The sequence below is a fragment of the Paenibacillus sp. 2TAB23 genome (assembly GCF_052115165.1).
GTDB lineage: Bacteria > Bacillota > Bacilli > Paenibacillales > Paenibacillaceae > Pristimantibacillus.
This window is the reverse complement of the sequence record NZ_JBFRGD010000001.1, coordinates 556,311-573,802: the sequence shown is the minus strand read 5'-3', so window position 1 is coordinate 573,802 and position 17,492 is coordinate 556,311. Positions and strand designations below refer to the sequence as shown.

12 protein-coding genes, 16 tRNA genes and 1 pseudogene are annotated in these 17,492 nt (G+C 46.2%); 26 read left to right on the top strand and 3 right to left on the bottom strand.

Features of this window, described 5'->3' with window-relative positions:
* The first annotated feature begins 174 nt into the window (after positions 1-174).
* The 21 genes from AB4Z29_RS02655 to AB4Z29_RS02555 all read left to right on the top strand — a co-directional run bounded on the left by AB4Z29_RS02655 (position 175) and on the right by AB4Z29_RS02555 (position 5,652).
* A tRNA-Asn gene (locus AB4Z29_RS02655) sits at positions 175-250 on the top strand.
* A 4-nt stretch (positions 251-254) separates the two neighbouring features.
* Positions 255-345 (top strand) — tRNA-Ser (locus AB4Z29_RS02650).
* A 4-nt stretch (positions 346-349) separates the two neighbouring features.
* Positions 350-421: transfer RNA gene (locus AB4Z29_RS02645), tRNA-Glu, on the top strand.
* A gap of 69 nt (positions 422-490) precedes the next feature.
* Positions 491-566: transfer RNA gene (locus AB4Z29_RS02640), tRNA-Val, on the top strand.
* 15 nt (positions 567-581) lie between these two features.
* Positions 582-658 (top strand) — tRNA-Met (locus AB4Z29_RS02635).
* A gap of 39 nt (positions 659-697) precedes the next feature.
* Positions 698-774 (top strand) — tRNA-Asp (locus tag AB4Z29_RS02630).
* Between the two features lie 14 nt (positions 775-788).
* Positions 789-864 (top strand) — tRNA-Phe (locus AB4Z29_RS02625).
* Positions 865-897: 33 nt separating this feature from the next.
* Positions 898-973, top strand: a tRNA-Thr gene (locus AB4Z29_RS02620).
* Between the two features lie 3 nt (positions 974-976).
* A tRNA-Tyr gene (locus tag AB4Z29_RS02615) sits at positions 977-1,061 on the top strand.
* Positions 1,062-1,070: 9 nt separating this feature from the next.
* Positions 1,071-1,144, top strand: a tRNA-Trp gene (locus AB4Z29_RS02610).
* Positions 1,145-1,162: 18 nt separating this feature from the next.
* Positions 1,163-1,238: transfer RNA gene (locus AB4Z29_RS02605), tRNA-His, on the top strand.
* A gap of 26 nt (positions 1,239-1,264) precedes the next feature.
* Positions 1,265-1,339, top strand: a tRNA-Gln gene (locus AB4Z29_RS02600).
* A 7-nt stretch (positions 1,340-1,346) separates the two neighbouring features.
* Positions 1,347-1,421: transfer RNA gene (locus tag AB4Z29_RS02595), tRNA-Gly, on the top strand.
* A gap of 7 nt (positions 1,422-1,428) precedes the next feature.
* A tRNA-Cys gene (locus tag AB4Z29_RS02590) sits at positions 1,429-1,502 on the top strand.
* 25 nt (positions 1,503-1,527) lie between these two features.
* Positions 1,528-1,604, top strand: a tRNA-Arg gene (locus AB4Z29_RS02585).
* 13 nt (positions 1,605-1,617) lie between these two features.
* Positions 1,618-1,699: transfer RNA gene (locus tag AB4Z29_RS02580), tRNA-Leu, on the top strand.
* A 257-nt stretch (positions 1,700-1,956) separates the two neighbouring features.
* Entirely contained in the window at positions 1,957-2,910 is a 954-nt protein-coding gene (locus AB4Z29_RS02575; RefSeq protein WP_441941567.1) for an ABC transporter ATP-binding protein, read from the top strand.
* The gene (locus AB4Z29_RS02570) at positions 2,903-3,661 is read left to right on the top strand and encodes an ABC transporter permease (protein ID WP_441941566.1); all 759 of its coding nucleotides are present in this window, start codon (positions 2,903-2,905) and stop codon (positions 3,659-3,661) included. The genes AB4Z29_RS02575 and AB4Z29_RS02570 overlap by 8 nt, the downstream gene beginning before the upstream one ends.
* 149 nt (positions 3,662-3,810) lie before the next feature.
* On the top strand, positions 3,811-4,185 hold the full coding sequence (locus tag AB4Z29_RS02565) for a GntR family transcriptional regulator (protein WP_441941565.1): 375 nt from the start codon (positions 3,811-3,813) through the stop codon (positions 4,183-4,185).
* A gap of 13 nt (positions 4,186-4,198) precedes the next feature.
* Positions 4,199-4,897 carry an ABC transporter ATP-binding protein gene (locus AB4Z29_RS02560; RefSeq protein ID WP_441941564.1) on the top strand — a complete coding sequence of 233 codons (699 nt, stop codon included), beginning with the start codon at positions 4,199-4,201 and terminating at the stop codon, positions 4,895-4,897.
* Positions 4,894-5,652 (top strand): hypothetical protein, encoded by a 759-nt coding sequence (locus AB4Z29_RS02555; protein WP_441941563.1) that lies wholly within the window; start codon positions 4,894-4,896, stop codon positions 5,650-5,652. The genes AB4Z29_RS02560 and AB4Z29_RS02555 overlap by 4 nt, the downstream gene beginning before the upstream one ends.
* A gap of 57 nt (positions 5,653-5,709) precedes the next feature.
* Here AB4Z29_RS02555 and AB4Z29_RS02550 read toward each other — a convergent pair whose 3' ends face one another.
* The 3 genes and pseudogenes from AB4Z29_RS02550 to AB4Z29_RS02540 form a co-directional block, all read right to left on the bottom strand.
* Positions 5,710-6,756, bottom strand: a complete 1,047-nt coding sequence (locus AB4Z29_RS02550) for an S-layer homology domain-containing protein (protein ID WP_441941562.1) — start codon at positions 6,754-6,756, stop codon at positions 5,710-5,712.
* Between the two features lie 96 nt (positions 6,757-6,852).
* Positions 6,853-7,083 carry a dockerin type I domain-containing protein gene (locus AB4Z29_RS02545; RefSeq protein WP_441941592.1) on the bottom strand — a complete coding sequence of 77 codons (231 nt, stop codon included), beginning with the start codon at positions 7,081-7,083 and terminating at the stop codon, positions 6,853-6,855.
* Positions 7,084-7,311: 228 nt separating this feature from the next.
* Positions 7,312-9,996, bottom strand: a pseudogene (locus AB4Z29_RS02540) (rhamnogalacturonan lyase family protein); the annotation flags it as partial.
* Between the two features lie 301 nt (positions 9,997-10,297).
* On the opposite strand from AB4Z29_RS02540, the gene AB4Z29_RS02535 reads away from it, so the two are divergent.
* The 5 genes from AB4Z29_RS02535 to AB4Z29_RS02515 all read left to right on the top strand — a co-directional run bounded on the left by AB4Z29_RS02535 (position 10,298) and on the right by AB4Z29_RS02515 (position 17,364).
* Positions 10,298-12,049: a sensor histidine kinase gene (locus AB4Z29_RS02535; protein ID WP_441941561.1), complete on the top strand. Its 1,752-nt coding sequence runs from the start codon at positions 10,298-10,300 to the stop codon at positions 12,047-12,049.
* Positions 12,042-13,655 carry a helix-turn-helix domain-containing protein gene (locus AB4Z29_RS02530; protein ID WP_441941560.1) on the top strand — a complete coding sequence of 538 codons (1,614 nt, stop codon included), beginning with the start codon at positions 12,042-12,044 and terminating at the stop codon, positions 13,653-13,655. The genes AB4Z29_RS02535 and AB4Z29_RS02530 overlap by 8 nt, the downstream gene beginning before the upstream one ends.
* A 119-nt stretch (positions 13,656-13,774) precedes the next feature.
* Positions 13,775-14,752, top strand: coding sequence for an ABC transporter permease (locus tag AB4Z29_RS02525; RefSeq protein WP_441941559.1), 978 nt, complete (start codon positions 13,775-13,777; stop codon positions 14,750-14,752).
* A gap of 37 nt (positions 14,753-14,789) precedes the next feature.
* Positions 14,790-15,728, top strand: a complete 939-nt coding sequence (locus AB4Z29_RS02520) for a carbohydrate ABC transporter permease (protein WP_441941558.1) — start codon at positions 14,790-14,792, stop codon at positions 15,726-15,728.
* Positions 15,729-15,813: 85 nt separating this feature from the next.
* Positions 15,814-17,364, top strand: a complete 1,551-nt coding sequence (locus tag AB4Z29_RS02515) for an ABC transporter substrate-binding protein (protein WP_441941557.1) — start codon at positions 15,814-15,816, stop codon at positions 17,362-17,364.
* Positions 17,365-17,492: the final 128 nt, after the last annotated feature.

Here is a 17,492-nt window from a genome sequence, read left to right as displayed (position 1 = left end):
TCGGGGTGGAAGCACAGCAATGTGTGTAGCTGACGAATACTAATCGGTCGAGGGCTTATCCTAAACACGTTTACCGTGACCCATACATCCGGTAGACAGCAGCAAGAAGGTTCAGCAAACCTTATCTTTCGTATCCAGTTTTCAGGGCGCAACTTGCTTTGAAATTGCTTATTTTCCCTGATAGCTCAGTTGGTAGAGCACTCGACTGTTAATCGAGTTGTCACAGGTTCGAGTCCTGTTCGGGGAGCCATTGTAGAGAGGTGTCCGAGTGGTCGAAGGAGCACGATTGGAAATCGTGTAGGCTCTAACCGGGTCTCGAGGGTTCGAATCCCTTCCTCTCTGCCAGCAAGGCCCGTTGGTCAAGTGGTTAAGACACCTCCCTTTCACGGAGGTAACAGGGGTTCGAGTCCCCTACGGGTCACTATTTACTTTTAAAAAGTCATTGACAAGAGCGAAGTGCCTATGATAAGATATAAAGGTCGCTCAACATGGAGGATTAGCTCAGCTGGGAGAGCATCTGCCTTACAAGCAGAGGGTCGGCGGTTCGATCCCGTCATCCTCCACCATTATTTTAATAACGACGCGGGGTGGAGCAGCCCGGTAGCTCGTCGGGCTCATAACCCGAAGGCCGCAGGTTCAAATCCTGCCCCCGCAACCAAAAATCTTTACCATTCGGAAGTTTCCGAGAATTTGATGTGGAGCTGTGGTGTAGTGGCCCAACATGCCTGCCTGTCACGCAGGAGACCGCGGGTTCGAATCCCGTCAGCTCCGCCATTCAAACAACATCAGGCTCGGTAGCTCAGTCGGTAGAGCAGAGGACTGAAAATCCTCGTGTCGGCGGTTCGATTCCGTCCCGAGCCACCATTTAGTATGTACAAGCAACACATAAGTAAATATGCCGTTGTAGCTCAACTGGTAGAGCAACTGACTTGTAATCAGTAGGTTGGGGGTTCAAGTCCTCTCGACGGCACCACATGGAGGATTAGTGAAGTGGCTAAACACGGCAGACTGTAAATCTGCTCTCTCTGAGTTCGGTGGTTCGAATCCATCATCCTCCACCAGTTTACCTTAGGGGCATAGTTTAAAGGTAGAACAAAGGTCTCCAAAACCTTTGGTGTGGGTTCAATTCCTGCTGCCCCTGCCAATTAAATAATTCAATATGGCGGTCGTGGCGAAGTGGTTAACGCATCGGTTTGTGGATCCGACACTCGGGGGTTCAATTCCCCTCGATCGCCCCATTAATTTTAAAACACATGCATCATGTTGGGGATTAGCCAAGCGGTAAGGCAACGGACTTTGACTCCGTCATTCTCAGGTTCGATCCCTGAATCCCCAGCCATTTATTTGCGGAAGTGGCTCAGCGGTAGAGCATCGCCTTGCCAAGGCGAGGGTCGCGGGTTCGATTCCCGTCTTCCGCTCCATTTATTTGGCGCCATAGCCAAGTGGTAAGGCAGAGCTCTGCAAAAGCTCTACCCCCAGTTCGAGTCTGGGTGGCGCCTCCACAATTTCTCTATTGTAATACCATACGTGCCCTTAGCTCAGCTGGATAGAGCGTTTGACTACGAATCAAAAGGCCAGGAGTTCGAATCTCTTAGGGCACGCCATCTTTACTGACTTGCCGATGTGGCGGAATGGCAGACGCGCGCGACTCAAAATCGTGAGGGAAACCGTGGAGGTTCGAGTCCTCTCATCGGCACCATTATTTTAAACTCAAACTCTTAAGATCACAATGATCTTAAGAGTTTTTTTGTGTTTGCTTTGTATTTGTGTTTGCTTTGTATTTGTGTTTGCTTTGTATTTGAGTTTGCTTTGTATTTGTGTTTGCTTTGTATATTACCTTTGTATAACTACATGTCTTACAAGCTCGGTTTGATATCTAATCAAATAACCTCTTTACAGATCTTTTTAACTAGTGTACTATTTAACTAACACACAAGAACACTGGAGGTCGCAAAGATGGCAGTAACATCTGATATAAAAGCAACCACGCCTGTCCTTTCATTACAACAAGTAACGAAACGAATTGGCGGGAAAACAATTGTTGATCGCTTGTCGTTCAACATTCAAAAAGGGGAAATAGTCGGTTTACTTGGTCCGAATGGCGCTGGGAAAACGACAACAATCAGGATGCTGGTTGGCCTTATTGAAATGTCGGAGGGGGACGTGTTCGTACAAGGGCATAGTATCCGTAATGAATTTAGCAATGCCATTCGCCATATTGGCGCTATTATTGAAAACCCTGAGTTTTATCCGTATATGAGTGGGTGGGATAATCTAAAACAGTATCAGAGAATGGACAGCGGAATAACGGAAGAACGCATTAAGATCGTTACTGAACTGGTGGGTTTGGAAGCAGCTATGAATAAGAAGGTTAAGGCATACTCTCTTGGCATGCGTCAGCGTCTGGGTATTGCGCAAGCACTACTAGGCAACCCATCCTTGCTTATTCTCGATGAGCCGACTAACGGTTTAGATCCAGCGGGCATTCGGGAAATGCGCCAGTATCTAAAGCAAATTGCAGACCACGAAGGCATTTCAATTCTCGTATCGAGTCATTTGCTTTCTGAAATGGAGCTTATGTGCAGTCGTGTCGTTGTCATTCAAGAAGGAAAATATGTGACCGAACGAGTCCTGCATCAAGCGAAGGAACAGTCACAGTTGCTGACCGTCAAGATTCGCGTAGATCAACTGGACAGAGCGTATACGATATCAGCTGCAATTAATGGGGTTGAGGTGGCTGGACTCGATAAGGATAGCAATGAAATCTTGCTTTCCTTGCATAATGAGCTGATCCCTCAAGTTGTTGCGAAACTTGGCGAAGGGCAGATTAAAATTTACCGAATTACTGAAACAAAGCTATCACTTGAAGAGGAATTCCTCAAATGGACAGGAGGAAGTCGCATTGCATAATTTTGGCGGATTAATCGTAAATGAATGGTTGAAATTGTCCAAGAAACGAAGCTTTTTCATTGCATATGCTGTTATGCTCCTAACCGTCATAGGCTTCACTTTTTTGATCAAGCAGCTATCGAGCGAGGAACTGCCTTCCATGCTTGATTTTACAGCTTCCATTATGACGACTAACGGGGTAGGGCAGATTATTACGATCATAGCCGTCATCTTCACAGCAGGAATTGTGGCTAAGGAGCATCAACTAGGAACTATAAAGTTTTTGCTTATTAGAGCGCATGGCAGAAGCAAAATCTTGGCATCAAAATATGTCGTGGCAATACTGTTTACGGTTTCGCTCATTATTTTCACGATTGCTGTTGCATTAGCAGCGAGCGGAGCAGTATTTGGATTCGAAACTGCCTCAGGTGATGGTTCATGGCTGCTTGTCGCAAAAGGCATTCTTTTTCAAACGATTTATACTTTAATTTATGTTAGCTTAACCTTTATGTTCGGCATCTTGACACGTTCGACGGGTGCTACGATTGGGATTGGCATGACGGCGGTTTTACTTGAAGGCCTCATCCAAATGCTCCTCTCGCGATATGCGTTTTCGAAATATCTACTATTTATGAATACGGATTTATCGTTGTTTGCAGGTGCAAATTCGACAATAAAGGATTTAGTATTTCCAAGCGCCATTAGTGCGATTTATGTTTGCTTGTTTCTTGCAGTGAGTTTTGTGACATTTAAAAAACGTGACATCGCCTAGTAGGCTAAGGCTCAAGAAGAAACGGCTTTTCCGTCCTCTGCAAGAGGAGGGTATCCGTTTCTCGTAGAAATAGAGGAATACTTTATCGCGTGTAACATATAAACTCTTATATTTGAAGAAAATGGCATCGGAGAGGAGCAGGGGAAATTATGAGCATAGAATTCGATAATAACTTACCTATCTACTTGCAGATTATGAATCATATCAAAAAAGAAATTATAGTTGGAAAGCTCAAGCCTGGTGATAAAATACCAGCAGTACGGGAGCTTGCCGTTGAACTTCAAATTAATCCAAACACGGTTCAGCGTGCTTTTCAAGAGCTAGAACGTGAGCAAATCGTGGAGACAAAGCGCGGACTGGGCAGATACGTGACGAGTGAGGAGTCGAAAATTATGGAGATCAAAAAGGAAATGGCTGGCGATCTGCTAGGCCGCTTTATTCAAGGGATGCAAGAGCTTGGCTTTGCCAATCACGATATCGTAAACATCGTTACGCAAGCAGTGGATGATAAGGATAATGAATAGGAGAGATGTAACTGTGGAAAGCATACTGCAACTGAAGGACGTATCCAAATCCTATGGCGGAAAAATGGCGCTAAAACAAGTATCGCTCCAATTAGGAGCAGGTAAAATAATCGGACTGCTTGGCAGCAATGGCAGTGGTAAAAGTACGCTCATGAAGCTCGCAGCAGGCCTTATCCATCCGGCATCCGGCATCGTTCAAGTTGGAGGCAAGGTGGTAGGGCTAGAAACTAAAAGGATGACCTCCTTTATGCCCGATCGGCCGCTGACAGAGAAATGGATGCGAGTCGAGGATGCGGTTCTATTTTACAAAGAGTTTTATGAGGACTTTGATACGGCGAAAGCAGAGGATATGCTTGGGTTTATGAAACTGAACAAACGGGATCGCGTGATCGAGTTGTCAAAGGGAATGAATGAGCGTCTGCAGCTTACGCTTACATTATCTCGCAACGCAAAGCTTTATCTGCTTGATGAACCCATTGGCGGGGTTGATCCTGTAGCAAGAGCAAAGATACTAGATGCGATCGTTAACTATTACAACGAGGAAAGCAGCTTGCTCGTCTCTACTCACCTTGTACGTGATATTGAGCGGATTTTTGATGAAGTCGTCTTCATTCGAGAGGGAGAAATTGTTCTTCAGGACGAAGTAGAGAACATCCGTCTTAAGCATGGCAAAAGCGTCGATGAAATGTTCAAGGAGGTATTCGGAGAATGATTAAGCTGCTGAAGTACGATTGGAAGCGGAGCAATGACGGTATTCTTAGCACGCTGGCCATATTGGTTATTGTGCAAGCCGCGCTTAGCATCGTTGGACTAATGAAACACTGGGACGAAAATCTGATTGTCGGATTAAGCATATTCGGTTACGTACTGGCGTTTATTTTATTGTTTATTCATAGCTTGAGGACATTCGACAGCAATATAAAGTCGTACAGCAGAAGGCTGCTTCCGCAGCATCCAATAAAGGGAATAGGGGCTTCTGTCCTGCTAAGCTGGATTGTTTTAGGACTAATCGTGATTGTAGCAGCTATCCATATCCCTATCTTTGCAGTTTTTTCAAGCAATGATTGGTCTTTCTTTAAAGATAGCTTTAAGTTTGTAGGAGCTGCCAAAGCCATTGTAGTGGTACAAATCATTTGGGCATATACCTCGTTCATTATTTCAATACTTGCATCTATTACTGTCGCTGGATGTTTTCGATTTAAGGGAGCGGCGTGGATAGGAATCATTTTCTTCTTCGCTATTCACTCTTTGCTCGTATGGTTTGATTACTTGCTGTTTGGTGATGACGATTCGTCTGCTGGTTTCGTATCTATTACTAGTGAGACYGGAGAGACGAGCAGCGTGACGCTAAGCTCAAATCTGAATTTGGATTATTTTTTTGGCCCGTTCTTGCTGGAGGCGGTATTTACGGGAGCACTATTATATCTTACAGTCTATCTACTGAACAAAAAGGTAGAGATTCAGTAAATAGGATGATGAAAAGGCGCTTGCGGGATGCGATCCCTAAGGCGCCTTTTTGGTGTTCTATAGCATGTTCTGCCAATCTCGCAGCTTGAGGATAGCAGTGAGCGCTTCCGCACGTGTGGTATAGGCACTTGGAGCGAACTGATTGCTTCCCCTGCCCTCTAGAAGCTTGTTTTGAATAGAAACAATAATTGCTGCTTTAGCCCAGCTCGGTATCTGCTCATGATCGGAAAATTGCGGTGTGCCAGTGTCGGTTAGATCGAAGCCGGCTGTACGAGCGAGAATGACCGCCATCTCCGCGCGATTGATTTTGTTCTGTGCTCGGAACGTACGGTCCTCATACCCGGATATAATACCTGCTGAAGCTGCTTCAGCAATATAAGGCTTAGCCCAAGCCTGGATATGGTCAATATCAGTAAAGTTTAGAGTAACCTCGCTGTTAACGGCTATGGGGAGCTGAACTGCACGTACTAGCATTGCTGTATATTCTGCTCTTGTGACCAAGCTATTAGGTCGAAAAGTACCATCAGGGTAACCCGTGACGAAGCCAAGCTCAATCGCGCGCAGCACATTTGCTTCAGCCCAGTGGCCCGTAAGATCTAGAGGAGCTTTATATTCCTCCTGTAGCTTAATGATGAACAAAACTTTGATGTTTTTGGGGGTTATTGTGACGGCAGCTGCTTTACTGTCCACCAGCTTTATTTTCTCTAGGCTAACGGCAGCTGAACCGTGTGCAATCGTCTCGAAAGCTAAGGTTGCAAGGCTGGCATTGCCGTTATCCCCAGGGCTTTTGCCAAGCTTCGTATGCGCAAATACGATTTCACCATCCTTGGCTGCAGCTGGAACAGAGAGACCTGTATCATGTGCTGACGCGCTTTTGAAGCGTAGTTTGGAAGTATCATAGCGCAAACGCAGCTCATAGCCGTATAAATCGGTAAGCTGTATGCCTTCCACCGTAATGCGTACATCTTGGCCGATGCCTGCCTTTGGTTGAGAGATCGCCAGTGAAAACGAAGGCAGAGCATCACCAAATGCCATTGCCGGATGTAATATAATGCCGATAAGCAAGGTAATAACCAGATATACCGATAAGGTTTTATATTTCATAGGCGAGGATCATCCTTTAACAAAAAATGCGCAAGAGGAAGAAATGGATTCCTCCTCTCGCAGTTCGGCACGGTTGCTTGCGTTAAGAGCAGTTGGTTACCAATTCAGAATGAGTTTTGCTAGAACGACAAGATCCTGAATATCGATGATATTATCTTTGTTCAAATCAAAGGCTTTAACGGTGCTCCAATCGGAATCAGCGGATGTTTTGCCATAGGCTTTGGCCATGAGCGCAAGATCGCCGATACTGGTTGCGTTGTCGTTATTGTAATCGCCTTCGACCTTCTCGATGACAAGATCAAGGAAGGTTTGCAGTACAGCATTCAAGTCGAGCRCTGCTTGCGCAATTTGAGCCTGAGTAGAAGAGGCGGCTGCGGAAACTGCTTTCGCCAGGTTGATCGCTGCTTGGAGATTAGCTTTGGAGCCTATCGGATATTGACCGATGCGATTACCTTCAACAGCCGTATCATGCTTATGCTGAGCATTGGCGATCAGCGCTGTTAATGCGGCTTTATCAACGCCAATTTCTACGCTGTGCGTTTCGCCTTGAAGCTCCGACTCCGCTCCAGTACTGCTTGCAACATGCAGCTTAGAGATCGCAATATTCGATATGCCTGCTGGCGCCGTATCTTTTACCTTGAAGGTCAGCTTGATAAGCTCACCTTCCGCATGCAGCGCTTGCTCGCCAAGATGAACCCCTAGAATCCTGACTACCCCAGGCGTGTCGATTTTGGAGTCTACGAGTGTTATTTTCGACTCATCAAGGGCAGTAGGGGAACCGACCAGCTCAAGCGAATTCGCATCATAGGTAATCGTGACATCCTGAGCAACCATGTCCGTCGGCGGCTCTGCCAATCCGTAGAATACAGAGAAGCTATCTCCGATTTCACTTGCACCAGGTCCGTTAATGAAACCTCCACTTGCTACTTCATTACCTACTCTCGGCGTCCAAAAATTCGGGATGGGCACATTAGCGAATGAGGTATCGGAAGCAAAATAAAAGCTTGGATAAGCCGGCTGATTATAGGTTGTATTCTGCCAAGCAATGTCGGTACGATATTGCGCATCATGCATGAGCGTATACAGCTTGCGATTCGTAACCTCCGTGCTAATGAAGATTCGAATTGCGGAGCTGTCCGCTGTGCGTACGAGCAGTTCTTCTCTCCAATCGCCAAAAATATCAGCCACTAGGGAGGGATTGCCTTTCGTACCATTATTGGTTCTCGTATCGGTCGCTGTCAGTAAGCTCCCGCGCTTCCAATCATCGATTGTAGGCGTACTGTTGCCCGAGCCATTGACCACTTGTGTCGTCATGTCGGCAGCCCATTTAATATTCATGTTCGTACCAGGAGCGGTAGTGCCAATTCTTGTACCGGAGGCGGTCCATAAACCGACAGCCCATGTTTCAAGTCCTTTATGGGCAGGGTCTACGTCGCCAACCATGCCTCGGCCTGTATCTTTACCCGTATATCCGCCGTAGATAACCTCGCCTGTTTTGGCGTCTCTGAGCGCATAGCCATAAGGTGCATAGGTAGCGCCTTCATGTACCATGAAAATTTCAAGCCCAGGTCGATCCGGATCAATATCGGCAACATGCAGCGCATCCCCATGGCCTAAGCCAGCGATAACACCTGGATTGGCGCTGCCGGCAGGAAGCTCGGCGGAGGAGCTGTACAACAAGGTCCCGTCATGATCAATCGTGGATGAACCATAAATAATTTCTTGTTTGCCATCCCCGTCAACGTCTGCGGTGCTTAAAGAGTGCGCGCCTTGCGTATTCAACGAGCCTAACAGCGGATCTGTGCCAAGCTTGCCATGCGGACTATCGTTAAATGGATTCGACATCGGTGCGAAGCCGCTGTCGACGAACCAATGCTCTTGCAAATGTTCGCCGTCCCATTCGTAAGAGACGAGTGTCGTTCGCGTGTAATAGCCTCGCGCAAAGACGGCATAGGGCTTCGAACCATCCAAATAAGCGACACCAGCGAGAAAACGATCAACGCGATTTCCCGGCTCAATTCGTCCCATGGCGTAATCGCCCCACAACAGACCATCGTCTGTACGACCTGGCTTATAGTGGATGGTTTCCAGCTCTGTGCCGGTTTCACCCTCAAATACGGTTAAATATTCAGGCCCTTTGAGAATAAAGCCCTCAAATTCACGCAGCTTATTGTTGGCGCTCCGTCCCGGGGCATACACATCCATGAAATAGTTAGCCAGCGCTTCAGCATCTAAGCGGGAGAGCGGGTAGTTGTACTGCTTTGCGATACCGAAGCTCTCTTCGAGCGTAGCGGGCCAATTCCCATTAATGACCTCTGCATGGTTATGCCAATCCATAAACATATCGACGACATGATTGAAGTAGCCTTGGCGGCTTAAGCGGTAATCATCGGAATGGCTGTACCCTGCTGCAAGATCGTCATCTGGCATCGTAATATACTGCTCGGATGAAATGGCACCCTGTGCGTCGTATTTATTGATTTTTGTTCCTGGAGCGGTTTTGAACATGAGTTCTGCTTTGCCGTCTCCATCAAAGTCGTAAACCATAAATTCCGTATAGTGGGCACCTGCCCGAATGTTCACACCGAGATCAATCCGGTAGAGCAGCTTGCCGTCGAAGCGATAAGCATCGATATAAACGTTACCCGTGTAGCCCTTCTGCGATACGTCCTTGGAGTTAGAGGGATCCCATTTCACAAAGTACTCGTACTTTCCATCACCGTCAACATCACCCACGCTCATATCCGTGGCTGCATAGGTATAGGCTTCGCCGACAGGGGTTATTCCATCTGCTGGCTTCTGCAGCGGTAAATTATAATAAGCATCGCTCCAAGGTGCTATGGCTTCGCTCTGTTCGGTTTCTTTGCCGTCAACGACGGCAGCAACATAATAGAGCGAAGCAGCCGTGCCAGCCGTATCGGAATAGTTTGTACTATCCTCAACAGTGGCTATTTGGACGCCATCGCGGTAAATATTGAAATTAGTGCCGGTCATCCCGATAGCAGAATAACCGGTTACTTCATTGCCTAGCAGCCTCCAGCTTAAAAACACACCTTGCGAAGTAGCGGCTGCGACTAAACCTCTATCCAAATATTCCAGCTGAACGCCAGAGTTGCTTTTGGCTGCAACGTGATTCGGTAAATCAGAAGCGGAAGCATGCAGCGTCGTTCCAAGCAAAAGGGCAAGAGCTGTTGTCGCTGTCCATACCTTTCTCAATGCTTTGGCCGAGTACCAACCCATGAAATGGTCACCATCCTTCTCGAATTTGCCTTTAATTTGATTGCGCTTACATTAGTGTGCTGATCCTCACCTCGTTTTTATTGCCGCTGTTCATGCAGCTTTCTATGAAATTCATACTCAGTATAAAAGCAATGATTGCAAGAGAGTAGGTGAAAAACAGTGTTTTTACATTGAAAATCAGTAATTTTGATACAAATCGTATCTTTCCTCCGTCATTGTTTCTATTAAAGATGATTTCGCGTAAGCGCTTTAAATGGTAGAATTAGACACGGGATGATACATGTTAGGGGGAAGGCAGCACGTGGGGTTTGGCAAATCGATTAGAACGCGTCTTATTATTGGATTTATGGCTGTTATGCTGCCGGTAGTCGCATACATGCTTATTAATAACAGCTATTCACGTGATATCGTGAGGGAAAAGGTATCCGAGACGTATCGAAATACATTGGACATTTATGTCGGTCAGACGGATCACAATTTATCGCAGATCAATGATTATCTCTACAAAATGTCTGTGCTTGATTCCGATGTCGGCCTACTTATGTCGTTTCCCATGGACAGCGATGGCTACACGCTCACGAAAATACGGATCGACGCCAAGCTGAATAGAGATGTCGGTGTCTACAATATCATTGACGCTGTTTTTTTATATCATCAGAACGATATCATTTTCGGGACGGACAGCGTCTATAACGATACCAAAAAAATTATCAAGTCGCATATGGATACGATGACCACGGAGAAAAATCTGGAACAGAACGATCAGCATACCTGGGAGGTAAGAGCTGATGAGCGCATGCCCGGCAAGTTTTTTCTAATTAACTTTATCAAGGTGTCGGATGGATTATATGTGGGCGCCATGATAAAGGTCCAAGACATTAACACGCTGCTCTCGATTCAATGGAGCGATGGTGACATCGGGCATAATGGCATTTATTTGCGTTCGGGGAATCAGCTAGTGGAATCCCTGACTGAAAACTCAGCGCCGCTGGAGCTTAGCTATAAAATATCGGATAAGCCATACGAATCACTGACAGACCGCAAGACGGGAGCGAGCTATCTCGTGATGAACCGGGTGAGCGATATGGTCAACATTGCTTATCGCGTTGTAATTCCGGAAGAGACGCTGCTGCGAAATCTGTTATTTTTCAGAAACGCTACATTGTTTGCACCGATCGGATTTTTGGCTATCCTGCTCATCTATTTGTTCTTTATGCGGAATATGCTGTTTAAACCGCTGCACGAGCTTATTCTGGGAATGAAGAAAATTTCACTGGGCATGCTGGATGTTCGGTTGAAAAAGAACAAAACACTCGAATTCGAGTTTCTAGGCAACACGTTCAACATTATGGCGGAACAGATCAAAACGTTGAAAATTGACGTCTATGAAGAGCAGCTGCGTGTGAAGCAAGGAGAGCTGAAGCAGCTGCAAGCGCAGATCAACCCGCATTTCTATATGAATAGCCTCAATATCATTTATAATTTAGCCGCGATCGGGGATACGGATTCCGTCAAAAAAATGTCGCTACATTTAGCCGACTACTTCCGTTTTATTATGAAAGCAAACCGTGATACGATTACGCTGAAGGAAGAGCTGCTGCATATCGAAAACTACATGACCATTCAAAAGATCCGATTTCCAGATAAGCTGCAATGCCATTTTGAGGGGATGGAGGAGCTCCTTCATTATCCGATTGCGGCATTGACGATTCAGCCGTTTGTGGAAAATTCCATTATTCACGGCTTCAAGAACAGGCGCCAGCTGTTCCACATACGAATAGCAGCTGAGTTAAACGAGGGGCAAGGGTTCACGTTAACGATCAGTGATAACGGTGTAGGCTTTGATCCATCCGTGCTTGAGAAGCTTCGGAACAAGGAGCCGCTGCAGGAAGGGGAATCCAGCAGTTTAGGCATCATGAACGTGATCCATCGGCTTCAGCTGCTCTATGGCGAGCGGACCTCGATTACGTTCTCGAATCAAGCAGAGGGCAGCGGGGCCATTATCAAGATCGTATTTCCTGAGCTTACGGAAGGGGTGAAAGACGTTGTATAACCTATTAGTCGTGGATGACGAAGAAATTGCAATTCGCGGCATAGTGGAAGGGATCGATTGGTCGACACTGCCGATCGCGAATATTTATACAGCAATCGACGCGGAGGAAGCGCAAGCCTTGCTGAAAGAGCATACTATTCATATCATGCTCTCGGACATTGACATGCCCAACTTAAGCGGTATTGATTTGCTGGAATGGGTGAACGAGCATTCTCCCTCGAGCGTAACGATATTTCTGACTGGGCATGCTGATTTCAAGTATGCGCAGCAGGCTGTTCAATTGGATTGCTTCGATTATTTGTTAAAGCCGATTGACCATCAAGCGTTGAAGGCTTGCGTGAAGGAAGCGCTGAACAAAGTGATAGACTTGGAGCAGCTTGCCAAAATCAAAGTCACGTACAGCTTGTTCTATGAGCAATGGAGCAAGCAGCGTCCGATTCTAATCGAGCGCTTCTGGCATGACGTGCTGCACTACCGTTTATCCGCAGCGCCACAGCAGCTGGACGCCGCCTTGCAAACCTATGCCTTGCCGCTGCAGTCGGACAGTCTTCTGCGCATTGTACTGATTAGCATCGAGCAGTGGCGCGAGGAGTGGTCTGCTCGCGATGAGGAAATCATGACCTACGGCATCAAAAATGCAGCCGAGGAGCTTGTTCTTCATGGGGAGCATGGACATATTGTACAGGATGGCGGCGGTATTATTTATGTATTATTTTATGAATCGCCGGAGCATGAATTGCAATCGGCTTCTATTATAGCTGAGCGATGCAAAACATTCATTAACCAGTGCAAAGACATGCTGCATTGCTCGCTTTCTTGCTATATCGGAGAACCCGCACAAACGAGGCAGCTTCGCGAAGCGGTGCAAGCCCTGTTGACGATGGAGCGGAGCAATGTGAGCAATACATGCGCGATACTCCTTGAACAGGAACATGCACATGAACAGGAGATAAGCGTTCCGCAAGCAGCACCGTTCTCTGATTGGTCGCTGCTGCTCGAATCAGGAAAACAGGCGGAATTGGCGCAGCGTATCGATGAATGGTTTGATCAAATGCAGCAATTAAAGGTTGATTACACGTATATGGCCTCGTTCTATTACGGGTATATGAATATGCTCTTTCAGTGGCTCAACAAAAAGTCGGTGCAGATGACCGATGTATTCAAGCATAGTGAGTGGGAAGCGGGAGAGAACATTCTGAAATCGCTGCCGAGGATGAGAACGTGGACGCAGCAGTTGAGCCAGCAAATAACGGAATATGCCAACCGGAATGGGAAGGATGTTTCCCAAGTCGTAGAGAAGGTACAGCGTTATATGGAGGAGCACCTTGGCGAGGAGTTCAGCAGGGAGCAAGTGGCGGATGCTGTTTATTTGAATCCTGCTTACCTGTCTCGGTTATTTCGGAGGGAAACAGGTTATTCGTTGACTGATTACTTGGTACGGCTGCGCATTACGAAGGCACGGATAGAGCTGGAGAAAACCAATAACCGCGTCAGCGACGTTGCTATTAACGTGGGCTACGGAAACTTTTCGCATTTCTCAAAGCTATTTAAAAAAACGACGGGGCTAACCCCGCAGGAATATCGCAAAAAATTTCAAAATGTGTAATTGAAAAGTCATTTGACCGTTAATGCGGTCACGGCGCCGACAGCTGTCGGCGTCTTTTTTTTATACAATAAAGACAAGGAAAAACAACATAGTGCTTTAGAAAGAGGAGGGGGAAGGCGATGGCAAAACCTGCGACAGATACGGTTACAGCTGCCTACATTCCAAAGAGCTCGGTCAAAAAAATGACTCAAATTCGTATTATCAAAAAATATTGGATGTTCTATTTAATGATGCTGCCTGCTATCGGTCTGCTGATACTAAACAATTACATTCCGATGTTCGGAATTATGATTGCGTTCAAAAACATCAATTATGCGGACGGTATATTGGGAAGTCCTTGGAGCGGACTTCGGAATTTTGAATATCTGTTCAAAACATCCGATGCTTGGATCATTACTCGAAACACATTGTTGTACAATTCTGGTTTYATTATTCTTAACCTTATCTTTCCGATTTCATTCGCCATCATGCTCAATGAAATACGAAGCCGTTTCCTTGCCAAGCTGCATCAGACGGTTATGTTTCTGCCTTATTTCCTCTCAATGGTTGTCATTAGCTATTTGGTATTCGGATTCATGAGCGATGAGCACGGTTATCTGAACAGTTCACTCCTTCCTGCGCTAGGCATGGAGAGCATTCAGTGGTATTTCACCCAAGAAGTATGGCCATACGTGCTGCCGATCGTCAACACATGGAAGAGCATGGGTTACTTTACAGTCATTTATATGGCAGCGATCATCGGCATCGATGATGAATATTACGAAGCCGCCACGATTGACGGTGCAAGCAAGTGGAAACAAATGACGAGCATCACGGTTCCGCTTATCATGCCCGTTATCACCATTATGACACTTCTGCAAATCGGGAAAATATTCAATGCGGATTTTGGGCTTTTCTTCCAAGTGCCAAGGGAGTCAGGCGTGTTGTTCCCGGTTACGAATGTTATTGATACCTACGTATATCGAACATTTCTAACGGTTGGCGACATTGGGCTGTCGTCTGCTGCCGGATTGCTGCAATCGGTTATCGGGTTCACGCTCGTGTTCTTGTCTAACTGGGTGGTAAGGCGAATTAATAAAGAAAACGCGCTGTTCTAGGTTGTTCTAATTATGAAAATTTTATGGAGGTGACCCTATGGAAGCAACAGAGGTCATAGCATCCGGAGCCGGATCTAATCCCAAAAACCAATTGTCCACGCCGGCTTCTCTAGGCATCAATGTGTTCTTCATTATTTATTCATTGCTTTGCGTCATTCCGCTCGTATTGATCGTGATGGTATCGATCACCGACGAATCGGCTGTAATAAGCAATGGTTATCAATTCATTCCAGCCAAATTCGATTTAGGCGCTTATCAATTTTTATTTAAGGATGCAACCCAAATTCTCCGTTCGTACAGCATTTCCATATTCGTCACGATTGTGGGAACAACGCTAAGTCTCGTTATTATGGCGCTGTATGCCTATCCGATATCGAGAAACGATTTCCCGCATGCCAAGTTTTTTACTTTCTTTGTTTTCTTCACGATGCTGTTCTCGGGCGGACTTGTTCCTTGGTATTTGGTTTACGCACAGACACTCGAATTGAAGGATACGCTGCTGGCTCTTATTATGCCGCTTTTGGTCGCTGCGTTTTTCGTTCTCATTATCCGCACCTTCTTCCAGACTACGATTCCAGCAGCAATACTGGAGTCAGCTAATATAGACGGAGCGGGAGAGCTTACCATATTTCTCAAAATCGTACTACCCTTGTCGCTCCCAGTGTTAGCGACCGTAGCTCTGTTCCAGACGCTTACGTACTGGAATGATTGGTTCCTTAGCCTCGTGTTTATTACGAAGGATGGCAATATCACCGTGCAATATCTGATGTACAAGACGATGCTGAACATTCAATTTCTCGCCAATAACAGCACGGCAGCAGCGGCGATTACGGCAGCAGGCGGCACGTTCAAGTTTCCGAGCGAGACGGTTCGGATGGCGATGGTTGTCGTCGGGATCGGGCCGATCATATTCGCCTATCCATTCTTTCAGAAATATTTCGTAAAAGGGCTTACGGTAGGTGCCGTTAAAGGCTAGCTCACATGCAACGCTTGCGCTCGGCTGTAACCGGAACATTCGGTTTAGCATACAAAACCAAATTTTTGAGGGAGGTCCACCCGCTATGAAGCAAGTTAAACAAAAAACATCTATGCTTCTTCTATTGATGATGACTATCGTATTAATCGTGTCTGGATGCTCAGGAAACGGCAACAAAAACAATGCAGAAGCGACAAAGGAGCCTGCTGCAGCAGCAACAGAGAAGCCGGCGGCAACAGAAGAAGAACCGCCAGCGAATGAGTTGAAGCCTTACCAGCTTTCACTCGTGTACCCTGGAACACCGCAAACGGATGAGAAAAAAATCGAAGAAGCATTAAATAAAATTCTTACTGAAAAAATCAATGCAACAATTGACCTCAGACCGATCGACTGGGGCGCATGGGATGACAAAATCAATCTGATGGTTGCTTCGCAAGAGGAAGTGGACATCGTGTTCACGGCTCAATGGAACGGCCATGCCAAATACGTAGCTAAAGGAGCATTCCTTRAGCTAGGCGAGCTTCTTGAGCAATATGGCAAAGGCATTACGGATTCTCTAGATCCTGCCTTTATTGAAGGTGCCAAAATCAACGGTAAAAACTATGGGGTTCCAACCAATAAAGAGCTTGCTGCACTTGGCGGAATCGTATACCGCAAAGACGTGACCGATGAGCTTGGCATCGACATGACGAATGTGAAGACGCCTCAGGATCTCGATGCGGTCTACGCGGTAATTAAAGCGAAAAGACCGGATCTGACTCCGCTGTACACAACAGGAGGAGTGTTCAACTCCCATTTCTTCGCTAACTATGATTTCCTAGGCGATTCAACGATTCCAGGAGCGATTCTAAAGGATCTGGACGGTACAAAGGTAGCTGCAGTTGAGGAAATTGATCGCTATAAGGAATTTTTGAATCTCACTCGCGATTACTTTAAAAAGGGATATATCAATGCTGATGCAGCAACAACTCAAGTATCCTCTTCAGATGCTTGGAAAGCAGGAACGGTATTCTCTACACTGGAGCCACTGAAACCAGGTAAGGATGCTGAAGTAGCAAGCGCGGCTGGCCTATCGGGCAAGCTTGCACAAATTTCAATGAGCGAGAAGACAGTTGCCACTTCAGAAACAGCTGGATCCATGCTCGGCGTATCTTTTACATCCAAAGATCCTGCTCGTGCAATGATGCTGATCAACCTTCTTCATACGGACAAAGAAATTAATAACATTCTGAACTTCGGTATCGAAGGCGATCACTTCACGAGAAACGGCGAGATCATTACGGCAACGGGCAATACTGCTAATTACAACCCGGGCTCTGCATGGATGTTCGGCAATCAATTCCTTAACTATGTATGGGATACAGAGGATCCTGAGAAATGGGCGAAATTCAAAGAGTTTAACCAAAATGCAAAAGTATCTCCAGGCCTTGGATTCGTATTCGACAGTGAGCCAGTCAAAGCAGAGGTTGGCGCACTTGCAAACGTCATTCGCCAGTATCAAAGAGCTTTGGAAACCGGCTCGGTTGACGTGGATAAAACGTTGGCAGATTACGAGAAAAAGCTGAAGGATGCAGGCGTAGAAAAGGTAGTTGCAGAGAAACAGAAGCAATTCGACGCTTTCCTTGCAAGCAAGTAAAACACATTTCACTCTAAAATAATATCGGAAACCCGTGCCCTCTAAAGGTACGGGTTTTTGTGCTGTATATACTTGTGCTTGCATTTTTTGGTGTATTCTTTACAATTAAGCATAGCTAATGCAATTCA

Bases quoted from the DNA above. Each gene is read 5' to 3' on its own strand.
- AB4Z29_RS02550 (WP_441941562.1), bottom strand. From the start codon at position 6,756: ATGAAATATAAAACCTTATCGGTATATCTGGTTATTACCTTGCTTATC.
- AB4Z29_RS02575 (WP_441941567.1), top strand. From the start codon at position 1,957: ATGGCAGTAACATCTGATATAAAAGCAACCACGCCTGTCCTTTCATTA.
- AB4Z29_RS02520 (WP_441941558.1), top strand. From the start codon at position 14,790: ATGGAAGCAACAGAGGTCATAGCATCCGGAGCCGGATCTAATCCCAAA.
- AB4Z29_RS02565 (WP_441941565.1), top strand. From the start codon at position 3,811: ATGAGCATAGAATTCGATAATAACTTACCTATCTACTTGCAGATTATG.